At 72.0% G+C, this 15,754-nt stretch carries 12 protein-coding genes; 7 read left to right on the top strand and 5 right to left on the bottom strand.

Annotated features, from left to right (window positions below):
• Positions 1–3,303 precede the first annotated feature (3,303 nt).
• Positions 3,304–4,287, bottom strand: coding sequence for a GlxA family transcriptional regulator (locus ACNYC2_RS16635; RefSeq protein ID WP_419702851.1), 984 nt, complete (start codon positions 4,285–4,287; stop codon positions 3,304–3,306).
• A 180-nt stretch (positions 4,288–4,467) separates the two neighbouring features.
• Here ACNYC2_RS16635 and ACNYC2_RS16630 point away from each other — a divergent pair, with 180 nt between their 5' ends.
• The 3 genes from ACNYC2_RS16630 (at position 4,468) to ACNYC2_RS16620 (ending at position 6,162) form a co-directional block, all read left to right on the top strand.
• Positions 4,468–5,130 carry a DJ-1/PfpI family protein gene (locus ACNYC2_RS16630; protein WP_419702850.1) on the top strand — a complete coding sequence of 221 codons (663 nt, stop codon included), beginning with the start codon at positions 4,468–4,470 and terminating at the stop codon, positions 5,128–5,130.
• Between the two features lie 38 nt (positions 5,131–5,168).
• A complete protein-coding gene (locus tag ACNYC2_RS16625; RefSeq protein WP_419702849.1) occupies positions 5,169–5,483 on the top strand; it encodes a hypothetical protein in 315 nt (104 codons plus the stop codon).
• 202 nt (positions 5,484–5,685) lie between these two features.
• Positions 5,686–6,162 (top strand): DUF1801 domain-containing protein, encoded by a 477-nt coding sequence (locus tag ACNYC2_RS16620; protein WP_419702848.1) that lies wholly within the window; start codon positions 5,686–5,688, stop codon positions 6,160–6,162.
• A gap of 23 nt (positions 6,163–6,185) precedes the next feature.
• Here the strand turns inward: ACNYC2_RS16620 and ACNYC2_RS16615 are convergent, their stop codons facing one another.
• Positions 6,186–6,593: a VOC family protein gene (locus tag ACNYC2_RS16615; RefSeq protein WP_419702847.1), complete on the bottom strand. Its 408-nt coding sequence runs from the start codon at positions 6,591–6,593 to the stop codon at positions 6,186–6,188.
• 73 nt (positions 6,594–6,666) lie between these two features.
• Between ACNYC2_RS16615 and ACNYC2_RS16610 the strand changes: the two genes are divergently transcribed.
• From ACNYC2_RS16610 to ACNYC2_RS16600, 3 genes are all read left to right on the top strand, one after another.
• Positions 6,667–7,245, top strand: coding sequence for a TetR/AcrR family transcriptional regulator (locus ACNYC2_RS16610; protein WP_419702846.1), 579 nt, complete (start codon positions 6,667–6,669; stop codon positions 7,243–7,245).
• Between the two features lie 137 nt (positions 7,246–7,382).
• Positions 7,383–8,822: a GntP family permease gene (locus ACNYC2_RS16605; RefSeq protein WP_419702845.1), complete on the top strand. Its 1,440-nt coding sequence runs from the start codon at positions 7,383–7,385 to the stop codon at positions 8,820–8,822.
• Positions 8,819–9,325, top strand: coding sequence for a gluconokinase (locus ACNYC2_RS16600; RefSeq protein ID WP_419702844.1), 507 nt, complete (start codon positions 8,819–8,821; stop codon positions 9,323–9,325). The genes ACNYC2_RS16605 and ACNYC2_RS16600 overlap by 4 nt, the downstream gene beginning before the upstream one ends.
• Positions 9,326–9,346: 21 nt before the next feature.
• On the opposite strand, the gene ACNYC2_RS16595 is transcribed toward ACNYC2_RS16600, so the two are convergent.
• Positions 9,347–10,636: a cytochrome P450 gene (locus ACNYC2_RS16595; RefSeq protein WP_419702843.1), complete on the bottom strand. Its 1,290-nt coding sequence runs from the start codon at positions 10,634–10,636 to the stop codon at positions 9,347–9,349.
• 170 nt (positions 10,637–10,806) lie between these two features.
• Here ACNYC2_RS16595 and ACNYC2_RS16590 point away from each other — a divergent pair, with 170 nt between their 5' ends.
• A complete protein-coding gene (locus ACNYC2_RS16590) occupies positions 10,807–12,003 on the top strand; it encodes a sulfotransferase family protein (RefSeq protein ID WP_419702842.1) in 1,197 nt (398 codons plus the stop codon).
• Positions 12,004–12,077: 74 nt separating this feature from the next.
• Here the strand turns inward: ACNYC2_RS16590 and serA are convergent, their stop codons facing one another.
• Both serA and ACNYC2_RS16580 read right to left on the bottom strand, forming a co-directional pair.
• Positions 12,078–13,316, bottom strand: a complete 1,239-nt coding sequence (gene serA / locus ACNYC2_RS16585; protein WP_419702841.1) for a phosphoglycerate dehydrogenase — start codon at positions 13,314–13,316, stop codon at positions 12,078–12,080.
• A gap of 162 nt (positions 13,317–13,478) precedes the next feature.
• The gene (locus ACNYC2_RS16580) at positions 13,479–15,734 is read right to left on the bottom strand and encodes a HelD family protein (RefSeq protein WP_419702840.1); all 2,256 of its coding nucleotides are present in this window, start codon (positions 15,732–15,734) and stop codon (positions 13,479–13,481) included.
• Between the last annotated feature and the right edge of the window lie 20 nt (positions 15,735–15,754).

Raw genomic sequence — 15,754 nt, 5'->3', positions numbered from 1 at the left:
AGTGAGCCCGCCTTGGACGCCCCGCCCCGCGACGGCAGGGCGTGGTCCCCGCACGTCGCGGGGGTGAGCCCCGGATGGCGGTGAGGCATGCCTGCGAGGAGGAGTGGTCCCCGCCCGCCCCGGGGGTGAGCCCCAGGATGGTGCAAGCGGCGCAGAATCGGGCAAGCGGTCCCCGCCCGTCGCCGGGGTGAGCCCGGCGCCCCGTTCCTCAGACCAGGGGAGCGGGGGTGGTCCCGCCCGCCGCGGGGGTGAGCCCGCCTCCGACCTGGCCGACCTGGTCGCCTGGCTGTCCTCCCCGCCCGTCGCGGAGCGTGAGCTCGTGACGGTGACCTTCTGCTCCGAGTGCTCGTCGTCCTCCCCCCGGTCGCAGGGGGTGTGCCTGACGGGCCGTCGAGCGCGGCCCGCGATCGGGTGTCCTCCCCGCCCCGTCGCGGGGGTGCGCTGCAATGGGGAGACGTTGCCCCGGTCGCCCTGGGGTCCTCCCCGCCCGACGCGGGGGTGAGCCGACCAACCACAGCACCACATTGCCGCGCGAGTAGTCCTCCCTGCCCGTCGCGGGGGTGAGCCCGGGCTCGACCACCAGTACATCGACGCCGGCGGCGTCTTCCCCGCCCGACGCGGGGGTGAGCCTTGGAACGCGCCGAAGGGTGGCAAGAAGACCACGTGGTCCCCGCCTGACGCGGGGGTGAGCCCCCCACGCTTTCGGGGTTGCAGCCGAGTTGGGGCGGTCCCCGGTCTACGCGGGGTGGGCCTACTCAAGGCACGGGGGGCAGCACTTCGTCTTCCCTGCCCTGCGCCGGGATGAACCTCTCAAGGAGGGCTTCGAGTTCCTGTGGGACGTCTTCCCCGCCCAGAGCTGGGTGAGCCGCATCGGCGGAGCGCCTCCGTCAGACGACGAGCCTTCCCTGCTCGACACCCCATACCTGCCATAGCCGTGGTGGCCCAGTAGCGTCCTCCTCGCCCTGGCGGGGGTGAGCCGATCCGCGAGTGCCTCGACGAGGCGCGGTACCAATCCTCCCTGCCCTACGCAGGGGTAAGCCTGCCTGCGGACGACAGGACTAGACCAGCGATCGTCCACCCCGCCCTACGTGGGGATGAGCCGATGACCCGGCCTTACCGCGTCATCGCGGACGAGTCCTCCCCGCCCGTCGCGGGGGTGAGCCGAAGATGCCAGGCCGCACGGCACACGGACCCGCGTCCTTCCCGCTCGTCGCGGGGGTGAGCCGAACACGCCCTTGTCGGAGTTGTTCAGAAACACATCCTCCCTGCCCGGTGCGGGGGTGAGCGCGGATGCCGTCCGTGTGGAGCCAGCCGAGGTCGTGGTCCCCGCTCGACGCGGGGGTGAGCCGCGCACCGGGAGGCCCTGAGCGACGAGCAGCGGGTGGTCCCTGCCTGACGCGGGGGTGAGCCGTTCGCCAGGACAGGCAAGCCGTTCCCGGCATCGCGGTCCCCGCCCGACGCGGGCGTGAGCCGCGCACGATCGGCGGCTTCGCCGCCAACTTCGAGTGCTCCCTACCCCACGCGGGGGTTGAGCTCCTGACCGTGGCTGCCACGCGGCCGTACGGCGAGTGGTCCTCGCCCGACGCGGGGGGGGGGAGGAGCCCGACGGCGACGCCTTACGTCGGGTCTCCGGCCTGTCCTCCCCGCCCGTCGCGGGGATGAGCCGAACCTCATGGGCACCCAGCCCGCCAGCGGCCGGTCCTCCCTGCCCGTCCCGGGGGTGAGCCGTCGTGGACGTCGCGACCCGGGGTGTATCCGGGGTCCTCCCCGCCCAACGCGGGGGTGAGCCGCTCGCCAACCGGGCCGCGAAGAAGATCGGCGACGTCTTCCCCGCCCGAAGCGGGGGTGAGCCCGGCACTCGAGGCGGGGCCTACGCCACCCCTTCGGTGGTCCCCGCCCGAAGCGGGGGTGAGCCGGCGATCGACTAGCACTCCGAAGAGTGCCGGGCGTCCTCCCCGCCCGAAGCGGGGGTGAGTCCTGCTTCGCCTTGCCCGCGTACGCCTTGACCGCGTCCTCCCCGCTTGTCGCGGGGGTGAGCCCGAGGTAGGGCTGTGGTTGCACTGGACCGACGTGTCCTCCCGTCCGTCTCGGGGTGGGCCCGACCAGGAGGAGACGATGTCGCCCGCACGCGCGTTCTTCCCGCCCGACACGGTGTGATCCAGCTGGCGGTGGGCGAGGGGCTGGGGCGCGGGTTCCGTGGTCCCCGCCGACGCGGGGGTGAGCCGTTCACGACGTTGTAGCAGTACCGGCAGATGTCGTGGTCCCTGCCCGACGCGGGGGTGAGCCGTGCTGCTCGCCCGACCAGTGCGGGTCGTCGCGGTGGCCCCGCCCGACGCGGGGGTGAGCCCGACTCGCGCTCATTGGGCTGCTGACCCAGGTCGTGGACCCCGCCCGACGCGGGGGTGAGCCAGGATGCCGCCGTGCGCGTAGATCGCATACTGAACGTCCTCCCCGCCCAACGTGGGGGTGAGCCCGCGTGCCCGCTCAAAGTTGTGAGCGTCGCGCGGCCAGCCTGATCAGTACCGGCAGGCAGCGTCGCTGAGGACACGCGGTTGCGAACGCGACGCACGTTGTCGCGTGCCCGCTATCCTGAACGTGGGCGTGGCGTCTGCCACGTGCACCAGCGAGCAGCCCCACGCGGAGCCCTCGCCGCGTCGGCGGTCCTTGGCCGGTGACTTCGAAGCCCCAACGGTCCCAAGTCCCAGGGAAGTCCCAGCCGCTCGCGGCATGTGATGAACCACCAGGTCAGGACCGGTATGCACAGTTCAACGTCTGAAACCCAGCATCCTCGGGCCTGGTCGGGACGATCTACGAGGTCTTGACGCCGGGGATTCAACGCACTGATCGTCCGGTTCCAGAGTGCGAACTCTCAGCCCGGGGAGCAGAGCAGAATTGGCGCGGTGGGTGCGCGCTGCCGGAGGCGGTTGGCTGACACGGTTCGTGACACAGTTGCCCGCCTCCGGGCCCGCCTGACACGCGAAATGACACACTTGCAGCACCCGCTGACGCCCACGGTTGCCCACTGTCGCGTTGTCGTGGCACTCTGGGGCGTACAGTCCGGGAACGGCAGAATCAAGCGCCGTTCTGACCGCCCAACGCGGCCAGCAGCACGGATTCGAAACGCGCCTCGCGAGCAGTCCCAGCAGTTTGCCGCGGAACAGAAGATGTTCCGCCGCAAGTCCGGCTGATCCTCGGTGGTGGAGGCCGCTGACCTGGTGAACAACCGGGTCGGCGGCCTTTGTCGTACCTGCTCTCGGAAACCGAATCACGACGACATCGACGCCGTCCTCGCCGAGGCCGCCGTCAACGCCGTCGGAACGTGGAAGTGACGTCGCCTGCGCCGTGCGGCCTCCCGCGGAACGTTGTCCGGTAGGCGTGCGGGGTGACGCCGGTGGCGCGGCGGAAGAGCGTCCGAAAGTTGCTCGGGCTCGGGAACCCGACCTGGCGGGCTATGCGTTCGACGCCGTGATCGGTGGTCTCCAGCAGCTCCTGCGCGTGCCGGATCCGGACGCCGCCGAGCCACTGCACCGGGCTCTGACCGGTCTCCTCGTGAAACCGGCGGTTGAGCGTCCGGGCACTCATGCGGGCCGCCGCGGCGATGTCCGCGAGTGCGAGGTCCGAGTGGGCGTTCTCCTCGATCCACATCAGTACCGGTTCCAGCGTCGCGCTCTTGAGCACGGGCGGGTTGCGCAGGATGAACTGTGCCTGGCCGCCGTCGCGGTGCAGCGGTGCGACGGACAGCCGTGAGGTGTCGGCCGCAACGGCGACGCCGTGGTCACGGCGGACGAGGTGCAGGCACATGTCGAGCCCGGCCGCGGCGCCGGCCGACGTGACGATCTGCCCGTTGTCGACGTAGAGGGACTCGGCGTCCACCTCGACCGACGGGTACCGCTTCGCGAGGGCGTCGGCGGCGAGCCAGTGCGTCGTCGCGCGCAGCCCGTCGAGCAGGCCGGCCTCGGCGAGCGAGAACGCTCCGACGCAGATGGAGGCGATGCGCGTGCCGTCCTCGGCCGCGGCCCGCAGCGCGTCGAGGGCCGGTGCGGGGGTCTCCTCCTCGGGATGGATGCGGCCGGGGACCACGACGGTGTCGGCCCGTCCCAGTGCCTCCAGGCCGGCGTCGACCCCCAGCCGGAGCGGGCCTGCGTCGACCACCGGCTCGGTGCCGCAGACGATCACCCGGTAGGCCGGGCGGCCGTCGGGCAGCCGGGCGCGTCCGAAGGTCTCGATCGGTGTGGCCAGATCGAAGACGATCGTGTCGGGCAGGGCGACGACCACGACGGTGTGCACGGGCCCACGGTAGCGATCCGAACGGCAACACCCGGCGGTCGAGGCGGTGCTGGCCAGATCCAGTCGGACAATGGCACGCGAGCCAGTGGTTCGACCCGGGAGCTACGTCGAGCATGGACTGCGGGCGGCCTCGATGCCCTTGCCTGACGACCCGCTGATGTCTACTGCTGAGGAGTTCTCATGGCCCTGTCGGCCCAGGTCCTGCTGTTCGATGGTTTCGACCCGCTGGACGCGATCGGTGTGTTCGAGGTCCTCGCCGCGGGGAGCGCCGCCGTCGGCGGTGAGCTCGCGGTCGAGCTCGTCACCGCCGAGGGCCCGCGATTCGTCGTCTCGGGGACCCTGGGCCTCACCGTCCCCGCCACGGGGACGCTGGACCCGGAGAAGCCCGGCTACGTCGTCGTCCCGGGGGCGAGCGGACCGATCGACGGTGACCCGGACGACGGCATCGACACGATCCCGGTGCTGTTGTCCCGCTTCTCGCAGACGGCGGCTATCCCGCTGGTCAAGCAGGCGATGGAGAACCCGGCGGTCACCGTCACCGCTGTGTGCGGGGGTTCGTTGGCCCTGGCGATGGCGGGGCTGCTGGAGGGGCGCCACGCCGTCACGCACGTGCTCGGCATGGACATGCTGGACGCCACCAGTGCGCTCGCCGTGCAGGCGCGCGTCGTGGACGACGGCGACCTGATCACCGCCGGCGGTGTCACCTCGGGGCTCGACCTCGGCCTCTACCTGCTGGAGCTCGCGTACGGGCCGAAGATCGCCCGGGCCGTCGAGACGCTCTTCGAGTACGAACGGCGCGGCACGGTCTGGTCCAACACCGGCCGGGTCCCGCAGGCTGCCTGAGCCCCTGCGCCCGCGACACCTCGAACACGGAGCGACGAATGCACACCATCACCGGAACCTGGGACGTCAGGCTGAAGACGCCCATCGGCACCCTCGAGACCCGCTACACCTTCACGGAGGACGGCGGAACGCTCGCCGGAACCGCGGAGGGTCAGGGCGAGACCGGCACGCTGGAGGCCATCACCGTCGAGCCCACGACCGACGGGGAGCGCGTCACCTGGTCGCAGAAGGTCACCAGGCCCGTGCGCCTCAACCTCGACTTCGACGTGATCGCGACCGGCGACCTGCTCAAGGGTCACTCACATGCCGGAAGGCTCCCGCGAACCCAGGTCTCCGGCACGCGGCGGGCTTGATGACCTCAGCCCGCGTCTGGCGCCACTGGTGATTCCCCAGGAGGCGCAGGCGATCGATCGCGCCGCGCTAGGTCCGCGACGTGTGGCGCGCATGCCCCCGGCCCTCCGCGCCCGGGGCACCGGTCAGGAATCGAGAAGCCGTCCACCGCGCGAAAACCTAACCTGGACGGTGTAGTCAACACCCACACCAGGAGGAATCCCGATGGCCGACACGGCTGGCGCGAAGGCGAAAGAGGACGGCTTCTCCGCCCAGGAACGCGCGGCGATCAAGGCGCGCGCGACCGAGCTGAGGACCGAGGTGAAGCGTGCGCGCGGGGCCGAGAAGGCAGCCGCCGACGAGGCCGACGTCCTGGCCAAGATCGCCGAGATGCCCGACGGCGACCGCGAGCTGGCCGAGCGGGTGCACGCGATGGTGACGACGGCGGCGCCCGAGCTCGCGCCGAAGCTGTACTACGGGCAGCCCGGCTACGCCCGCGGCGGCAAGGTGCTCTGCTTCTTCCGCAGCGGACAGCAGGACAAGGAGCGCTACTCGACCTTCGGGTTCAGCGCCCTGGCGCAGCTGGACTCGGCGGACGGCCTCTGGCCGACGGCGTACGCGCTGACGGACGTGTCCGAATCCGCGTGGGAGCGTCTGGGTGAGCTCGTCCGGCAGGCGGCCGGGGGCCCGGGTGCCGGCTGACGCGGACTCCCGGCGGCCCGGGCTCACGCCTCGGCGTAGGCGTCCGCGTACTCGGCGGTGGGCGGGATCGGCTGGATGACGTCGAGCAGGACGCCGTCCGGCGCGGCCACGATGAAGTGCCGCTGCCCGAAGTCCTCGTCGCGCAGCGGCAGCAGCGGCTCCAGCCCGGCGTGGCCGGTGAGACGCGCGTGGACCTCGTCGGCGTCGTCGACCTCGAGGTTGACCAGGACTCCCTGCGGCAGGGTGCGGTAGCCCGCCGGGATCGTGGGGTGGTCGTGGGCGACCAGCGCGAGCTCGAACGCGCCGAGCCGCAGGCTGACGTACCAGTCGGAGTCGTAGGTGATCTCGAAGCCGAGGAGGTCGCGGTAGAAGGCGGAGGCGACGGCGACGTCCCGCGACATGAGGACCGGGTAGAGGCCGGTGACGTTCATGGGGAGCTCCTTTTAAGTACAGTGTGTATGTAAGACTCAGGTTACATACACCGTGTACGTAAAGGAAGTGCTCTTGCCTCGCGCCTCAGCGGCGGACGCCGCCCAGACCGCCCGGACGGTCCTCGACTCGGCCACCGACCTGCTCGCCGCCCGGGGCTTCGCCGCGGTCTCGCTCGACGACGTCGCGGGCGCGGCCGGCGTCACGCGCGGCGCGGTCTACCACCACTACCGGAGCAAGGCCGGACTGTTCCGCGCGGTCGCGGCACGGCTCCAGTCGGAGGTCGGGGAGGCCGTGGTGGCGGCCGCCGAGGGCGCCGGCGCCGACCCGCGGGCGCAGCTGCGCGCAGGCTGTCACGCGTTCCTCGACGCCATCACCGCCGCCCCGGCTGTGCGCGTCCTCCTCATCGACGCGCCGGCCGTCTTCGGCTGGGAGCAGTGGCGCCGTCTCGACGCGGAGAACTCGGTGGTGCACCTGCGTGAGGCGCTGTCCGACGTCGGCGTCCCCGCCGCGCTGCTCGACGCGACGGCCGCCCAGCTGTCCGGCGCCATGAACGAGGCGGCGCTCTGGATCGCCCAGCAGCCGCAGGGCAGCGAGGCGCGAGACGCCGCGCACCAGGTGCTCGACCGGGTGCTCGCTGCCGCAGTCGGCTGACGCGCGGAGCGCGCTGCCCTGGGCCGCACGAGCTGGCTACCTGGCAAAACGCTCGACGGTCCTACCCCGTCGTCGTAATTCACCCTGCTACTGTCGAGGCGATCATGTGAGCCAGAACGGACCGCGAGGAGGCGGTGATGACCGAGATCGAACCGGTCTACGGGGCGGGCACCCTGCTCCTGATTGCGGCGGCTGCGGTCGCCTTGCTCCTGTTCCTGATCATCCGGCTCAAGCTGCACGCGTTCGTCGCGCTCGTGCTCGTCAGCCTGCTCACGGCGGTCGCCGCGGGCATCCCGATAGCGGACGTCCCCGACGCGCTGCTGAGCGGGTTCAGCGGGACGCTGGGCTCGGTGGCGCTGCTGGTGGGCTTCGGCGTCATGGTCGGCAGGCTGCTGGAGACCACCGGCGGCGCGCAGGTCCTTGCCGACACGCTCATCGCGAGGTTCGGCGAGAAGCACGCGCCGTTGGCGCTCGGCGTCGCCGCGCTCATCTTCGGCTTCCCGATCTTCTTCGACGCCGGTCTCGTGGTGTTCCTGCCGATCATCTTCACCGTCGCGCGCCGGTTCGGGGGCGGCATCCTCCGGTACGGGCTGCCTACGGCCGGTGCCTTCGCCGTCATGCACGCGGTGGTTCCGCCGCACCCCGGGCCGGTCGCGGCCGCCGCCGCGATGGGCGGGAACATCGGCCTCACCCTTCTCCTGGGTGTGCCGGTGGCGGTGGCCGCCTGGTTCCTCGGCGTCCACTACGTGGCCCGGTACCTGAGCGCGCGGTACGTCATCGACATCCCGACCGCGGTGTTCGGCCAGCTGAACGGCGGCCGGGACCAGGACGCCGCAGGCGACGGGGGCACCGGAGCGGGCGGTGCGGCAACCGCCACCGCCACCCAGGCCCCGCCACGGTTCGGCACCGTGCTGTCCATCCTGCTCCTGCCGCTGGTGCTGATCTCGCTCAACACGGTGGTCAGCACGCTGGTCACGGCGGGCGTCGTCGCCGAGGACGCCGTCTGGGCGAACGCTCTGACGCTCGTCGGGCAGACCCCGATCGCCCTGCTCATCACCGTCCTGGTCGCGCTCGCGGCGCTGTCCCGTGGCCGGTTCTCGATGGGCCAGGCCACCGGCATCCTGGACGACGCCCTCGGCCCGATCTGCTCGATCATCCTCATTACCGGCGCCGGCGGCATGTTCGGCGGGGTCCTGCGCGCGAGTGGCATCGGCTCGGCGCTCACCGAGGCGCTGTCCGACCTGGGCATGCCGATCCTCCTGCAGGCGTTCTTCATCGCGACGGTGCTGCGCGTCGCCCAGGGGTCCGCGACGGTCGCCCTGACGACGACGGCCGGGCTGATCTCGACGCAGGTGACGGCGGAGGGCCTCAGCGACGTGAAGATCACGCTCCTGGTCTTCGCGGTGGCGGCCGGCGCGACCGTCCTGTCGCACGTCAACGACTCCGGGTTCTGGCTCGTGAGCAGGTTCTTCGGTATGGACGTCAAGACGACGCTCAAGACGTGGACCGTCCTGGAGACGACCCTCGGCCTCGCCATCTTCCTGATCGCCGCACTGCTCTGGCTCGTGACCGGATGAGCGCGCCCCGGCACATAGTGGTCATGGGCGTCACCGCGACCGGCAAGACGACGGTCGGCCGCGCGCTCGCGGCAGCGCTCGGCGGCGTGTTCGTCGAGGGCGACGCGTTCCACCCGGCCGCGAACATCGAGAAGATGTCGGCGGGCATCCCCCTGGACGACGACGACCGGCGTCCGTGGCTGCGTTCGCTCGCCGACGAGATCGCCCGGCTCGACGCCGCGGGCGAGATCTCGGTGACCGCCTGCTCCGCGCTGCGCCGGGTGTACCGCGACTGGCTGCGCGAGGGGTATCCCGGGCTGTTCTTCGTGCACCTCGACTCGACGTTCGACGTGCTGCTCGACCGGATGCGGCACCGCACCCACTTCATGCCGCCGTCGCTGCTGCAGTCCCAGCTCGACACGCTGGAGCCGCTGGAGCCGGACGAGGCGGGCGTCGCCGTCGACGACACGCCGCCCGCCGACGTCGTGATCGCGACCAGCCTCGCCGCCGTCCGGGCGGCGTGACGCTCCCGGAGACCCGGTTACCTACAGCGCGAACTCCTCCGGGGGCCAGCCGCCGGGGACGGGCTGCTGGAGCGGCGACGGGAACGTCACGGGCAGCCGGGCGGGGAAACGCATCCACGGGCTGGTCGCCCACTCGACCTTGTCGGGGTCGCCGACCAGGGTGACCTGCAGGCGCTGCAGCAGCTCCGCGACCGCTATCCGGGCGATGACCCGCCCGAGGCGCGGCGCGGGGCACCTGTGCGGACCGGCGCCGAACGACAGGTAGGCCCGGTTGCCCACGGTGTCCCACGGGTCCGCGCTCTGGACCTGCGGGTCGTGGTTGGCCGCGTGCACCCCGACGATCACCGCCGCCCCGCGCTCGATCAGCTTGTCGCCGATCGTCACCTCGCGCGTGGCGAACCGCGGCATGAGGTTGGGGTTCGTCGTCGAGCGCCACAGCACCTCGTCGAGGGCGTCGTCGATGTGCAGCCGGCCTCCGGAGACCCGGTGGGAGAAGCGCGGGTCGCTCAGCACCAGTGCGAGCGTCTGCGCGATCCAGGCCAGCAGCGACTCGTTGGCCGCCAGCGTGATGGCGGTCAGGGTCTGTGCCCGTTCCAGGTCGCTCTCGAAGTTGTCGTGCACGGCCAGGATCCCCGCGATGTCGCGGGTGCCGAGCGCCCTGCTGTGGGCGATGTGCTCGGTGACGATCTCCAGCAGCTCGACCGTCCGCTCGCGCGCCGCGGCGCCGGACTCGAAGATCGCCCGGGTGATCTCCTGGAGGCGCTGCGCCTGGCCCGGTTCGAGCCCGTCGAGCTCGGACAGGACGAGGAACGGGACGACCGCGGCGTACTCGGCGACCAGGTCCGCGCGGCCGCGGTCCTCGAACCGGTCGATGAGCGACCCGCACAGCCGGCGCGTGATCGCACCCGCCCTGGCCTCGTCGACCTGGCCCAGCGCGTCGTCGACGGGCGGCCGCATCCGGGCGTGCTTGGCGCCGTCGGCGTCGGCGAGCGTGGGTTTCGGGGCGCGGGGGAGCACCAGATGCAGCGCCGACTGCGGGCCGAGCAGGTTCTCGGCGTGCCCGTGCCAGATCGACGGGTCCTTGATGAAGGTGCGGTCGTCCCGCAGCACGCCCACCGCCTCGTCGTGGCCGAGCACCAGCCAGGCCGGCACGCCCGGCTCCAGGTCCACCGGCGCGACCGTTCCCCACTGGAGCCGCAGCCGTTCGTACACCTCGTTGGCGTCGGCGGCCGCCGTCGTCTCCACGAGGAGCGTGCGGTCACTGACTTCACCCAGCCGTACCAGCGGGCCCGACGGCGGTCGTGCGGTCACGATTCCCCTCTCGACGACAGCCCGGCACGACGGTGTGACGCCGAGCACAGGCACTCGCTTGGGATGCTAGTGGACGGACGCTCCGGATTGGCAAACAGCTCCGTCACGATCCGGCCGGGCCGGTGCCCGGCGGCTTGTCGCCGTCCGCCGGTATGGGCAGGATGTGCGCCATGCCCCAGGCCACACCACTGCTCCGACTTCTCAACGTGCTGCTCACACCCGGTATGCGCACCCGCAAGGACCCCGACGCCGTCTTCGAGCGGCTGCTCCAGGAGGTCCAGGAAGGGCGCGTGCCGCTCGGCGCCGACGACCTCGCCGCGCTCGACGGGCTGCGGCTGCTGCTCGCCGACCACGCCGCCAACCCCGACCTGAGCGGCATGGGCTGGATGAGCACCCAGCAGCAGATCCGGGAGCGGCTGGACAACCGCGCGGTGGTCCGCGACATCCAGGCGAAGCACCCCGGGGTGCGCGACGAGCCGGTGACGGCGCCCGTGTTCGTCGTCGGCCTGCCGCGGACCGGGACCACGCTCACGTACAACCTGATCGCGCGCAGCCCCGGCAACCGCGGTCCCAAGCTGTGGGAGATGACCAACCTCGGCCTGCCGCGTCCCGAGGCGGAGCGCGAGAAGCTGATCGCGCAGGCCCGCAAGCGGTTCGCGACGGTGGCGAAGCTCAGCCCCGCGTGGGCGCACCTGCACCCGCTGGTCGCCGACAGCGAGGAGGAGGACTTCATGCTGCGCGCCCACACGGAGATGTTCGCGACGTGGGGGCCCGCACCGCGCTACCTGGACTACGTGGCGGACGCCGACCTCACCGCCGACTTCCTGTTCCTCCGGGACGCCCTGCAGGTCATCGCGGCGGGCGAGGCGCCGGACCGCTGGGTCCTCAAGCACCCGATGGACCTGTGGCGGCTGCCGGAGATCCTGCGCGCCTTCCCGGACGCGCGGTTCGTCTGGACGCACCGGGCGCCCGGGGCCGCCGTCGCCTCGGGCTGCTCGATGGCTGAGGCGACGCACACGATGTACATCAAGCCTGGCCGGATCGACCTGGCCCGGATCGGCCAGGAGTGGCTGGGCATCTCCGCGGGCGGGGTCGAGCGCGCGATCAAGCTGCGGGAGCAGCTCCCCGACTCCGCTGTGGTCGACGTCCTCTACGACGACCTGCTCGCGGATCCGGAGACGGTGCTGCGCGGGGTCTTCGACCGGGTGGACCTGACGTGGGGCGAGCAGGACGACGCGAACCTCGCCGCGTCGCTCGACCGGACGGGACACCGCCCGCACGCGTACACGCTGGAGCGCTACGGCCTGACGGAGGCGAAGGTCGCGGAGGCGTTCGCGTCATACGAGCTCCCACCGTCCGCCCTCTGACCAAACTGTTGAGTGCGTGATATTTGCCCTCCTGACGGTGTCAGAAGGGCAAATATCACGCACTCAACGAGGGGTCAGCGGGCGGCCGGGCCCGGCGGGAACTCCGGGCGCTCGAAGGCGTCGCGGATGCGGAGACGGATCGTGGCGTCCAGCGCCTGGAGCTTCTTCGAGGCGCCGCGCTCGGTCACGTCGGAGATGTCGGTGACCACGTAGCCGATGTCGCCGCGCGTGGCGAGCATCTGGCCCTCGATGTTGGCGCCGTGGTCGGCGAAGATCTGGTTCACCGTGGCCAGCACGCCGGGCACGTTGCGGTGCAGCAGCTTGATGCGGCCGACGCCGGTGTGCTCGAGCTGCAGGTTCGGCAGGTTGACGCTGAGCATCGTCGAGCCGGTCGCCACGTAGTCGCTGAGCTTCTTGGCCACGAACTGGCCGATCGCCTCCTGCGCCTCCTCCGTGGAGCCGCCGACGTGCGGCGTGAGGATCACGTTGGGCAGGTTGCGCAGCACCGACTCGAAGGCGTCGCCCCGCTTCTTGGGCTCCTCCGGGAAGACGTCGACCGCGGCGCCCGACAGGTGTCCCGACGTGATGTGCTCGGCCAGCGAGTCGACGTCGACGACGAACCCGCGGCACAGGTTGAGGAAGATCGCGCCCTGCTTCATGCGGGCGAACTGCTTCTCGCCGAACAGCCCCGCGTTGCCCGAGCGGCCGTCGACGTGCAGCGTCACGATGTCCGAGGTCTCGAGCAGCTCGTCGAGCGTCTCGGCGCGGCGGGCGTTGCCGAGCGCCAGCTTCTCGGCGGTGTCGTAGAAGATCACCGACATGCCCAGGTTCTCGGCGAGCACGGAGAGCTGTGAGCCGATGTTGCCGTAGCCGATGATGCCGAGCGTGCGGCCGCGCACCTCGTGCGACCCCTCCGCGGACTTGTCCCAGACGCCGGCGTGCAGGGCGCGGTCGCGCTCCGTCATCCGGCGGGTCAGCGAGATGATTTCGGCGATGGCGAGCTCCACCACCGACCGGGTGTTGGAGAACGGCGCGTTGAACACCGCGACGCCGCGGTTCGCGGCGGCGGTCAGGTTGATCTGGTTCGTGCCGATGCTGAAGGCACCCACGCCGACGAGGCTCGTCGCCTCGGCCAGGACGCGCGCCGTCACCTCGGTCTTGGACCGGATGCCCAGGAGGTGGACGCCGTCGAGCGCGGCGATCAGCTCGTCCTCGTCGAGGGCTCCCTTGCGGTAGTCGACCTCGTACCCGGCCGATTCCAGGATCGGGACGGAGGTGGGGTGGACGTTCTCGAGGAGAAGGGCTCGCTGCACGCACCCATGGTGCGCCAGGCACACGGGAACCAACAAACGCACGACCCCCACGTCCCGCCCACTGGGACGGTAAGCCGGGATTCGCGAAGTAGAGCGCTTGTCCGAGGCTCCCGGCTTGACCCGGGAGACTCGGACAGGCGCTCTACTTCGCGAATCCCGGCTTCAGAACCCCTCCGGGAGGTTGCGTGTGTGTATTACCACCAGGCGCTGGGTCGGGCGGGTCATCGCCACGTAGAGGTCGCTCGTCGCGCCGGCGCCCTCGGCGATGGCGGCCGGCTCCACCAGCACCACCGCGTCGAACTCCAGGCCTTTGGTCTGCCGTGGCGCGAGCACCGGGACCTGCGCGTCCTCCGGGCGCTGCGCCGCCAGCCGGCCGGCCTCGGCGGCGCCGACCGCCTCGGGCAGGGCCGCGGCGACCGCCTCGGCCAGCCGCGCGACGGCGGCCGACGGCGCCACGACCGCCACGCGCCCGGCGTCCGGTCCCACGAGCTCCTTGACGAGGGCTATCGCCTCGGCGACCACCGCGTCGTCGTCCGGCAGGCCGTCGGGGCCGGCCGCGGTACGGACGGCGGTGAGGGAGCCCTCGACGTCGCGCGCCGCGCGCAGCTCCGAGACGGGCAGCCCGGCGGCCCGTGCGACGGCCTGGGCCGTGTCGGCGACCGTGGACGGCGTGCGGTAGGAGACCGTCAGCTCGGCGAGCCGCCACCCGTCGTGCAGCAGCGGCGTGAGCATGCGGTCCCAGTTGCGCGCGCCCGCGGCGGACGACGTCTGGGCGACGTCGCCGACGATGGTCATCGAGCGGGTCGGCACCCGGCGCACGAGCGACCGCCAGGCCATGGGGGAGAGCTCCTGCGCCTCGTCGACGACCACGTGGCCGTAGGTCCAGGCGCGGTCGCCCGCCGCGCGTTCGGCGGTGGTCAGCGACGGGCCGCTCGCGGCGAAGCGGGAGGCGAGCATCTCGGCGTCCACCAGACCGTCCCCCGCGCCCGTCGAGGACAGCACGGTGCGGGCGTACTCGATCTCCCGAGCCTGCTCGGCCTCGCGGTTGCGGGCCTCGGCGAGTGCCACGGAGTCGTCCTCCCCGAGCAGCTCGTACGCCTCGTCGAGGATCGGTACGTCGGACTCCGTCCACGGCGCGCCGGCCTCCCGGAACAGCAGGCGCCGCTCGCGTGCGGTCAGCTCGGGCGCGGCCTCGGCGAGCCGGTGCGGCTTCGAGTACAGGTCCCTGACCAGCTTCTCCGGGGTGATCGGCAGCCACGCGATGTTGAGCGCCACGCGGACCGTGCGGTCCGAGCGCAGGTCCTCGAACACCGACGAGCGGTCCTCGCCCGACAGGAGCCCGCCCGTGAAGTCGCGGTACTGGTCGGTGAGGCGGTCGAGCATGTCGCGCACGAACGCCCCGCGCGCCAGGTTGTGCGGCTTGTGCGTGCGGCGGGCGCGGGCGATCGCGTCGCTGATGTCCTTGGGGCGGATCACGAAGTCGTGCCCCTCCACCCGCACCGGCGTCTCGTGCTCCGGCACGCGCTCCCGCGCCCGCACGGCGCGGCGGATGACCTTGCGCCACAGGAGCAGGCCCTTGAGCCGGGCCACCTGCCCCTCGTCGACGGCGGTCGCCCGGATGCCGGGGATGAGGTCGCCCACCGTCGTCGAGACGACGCCGGTCTCGCCCAGCGACGGCAGCACCTGGTCGATGTAGCGCAGGAACGCGCTGGACGGGCCGACGACGAGCACCCCGGACCGCTCCAGCAGGCGCCGGTGGGCGTACAGGAGGTAGGCGGCGCGGTGCAGCGCCACCGCCGTCTTGCCGGTGCCCGGGCCGCCCTGGACCACGAGCGCGCCCGACAGGTCGGAGCGGATGATGCGGTCCTGCTCGGCCTGGATGGTCGCCACGATGTCCGACATCCGGCCCGTGCGGCCCTGGGCCATCGCCGCGAGCAGCGCGCCCTCGCCGGACAGCGCGTCGGGGTCGATCTCGGCGTCGAGGTCGAGCACCTCGTCCTCCAGGCCGGTCACCGACCTGCCCTTCGTCACCAGGTGCCGACGTCGCCGCACGTCACCCGGGTGCAGCGCCGTGGCGCGGTAGAACGCCTCGGCCGCGGGGGCGCGCCAGTCGGTGAGCATCGAGCGGTGCTCGACGTCGGTCAGCCCGATCCGCCCGACGTACCGCGTGGCGCCGTCCGCCAGGTCGAGACGGCCGAAGACCAGCCGGTCCTCCACCGCGTCGAGCTGCGCGGCCCGGTCCTCGTAGAGGGTCGCGAAAGCGTCCCGCTCGCTGCGGTTCTGGTGCGTACCGCTGGCGCCCGCCAGGCGGACCCCCCGCAGGCGGTCCGCCGTGGTGCCCCGAAGGGTGTCCAGACGGACGTACATCGTGTCGACGACTGCCTGCTCGTGGGCGAGCTCGCCCGCGATTCCCGTCACGCCATACCTCCGTGGTTCAC

This window comes from Promicromonospora sp. NFX87 (assembly GCF_048564965.1).
Taxonomy (GTDB): domain Bacteria; phylum Actinomycetota; class Actinomycetes; order Actinomycetales; family Cellulomonadaceae; genus Promicromonospora.
The sequence above is the reverse complement of the archived record's forward strand: the minus strand, read 5'-3'. Positions and strand labels throughout refer to the sequence as shown.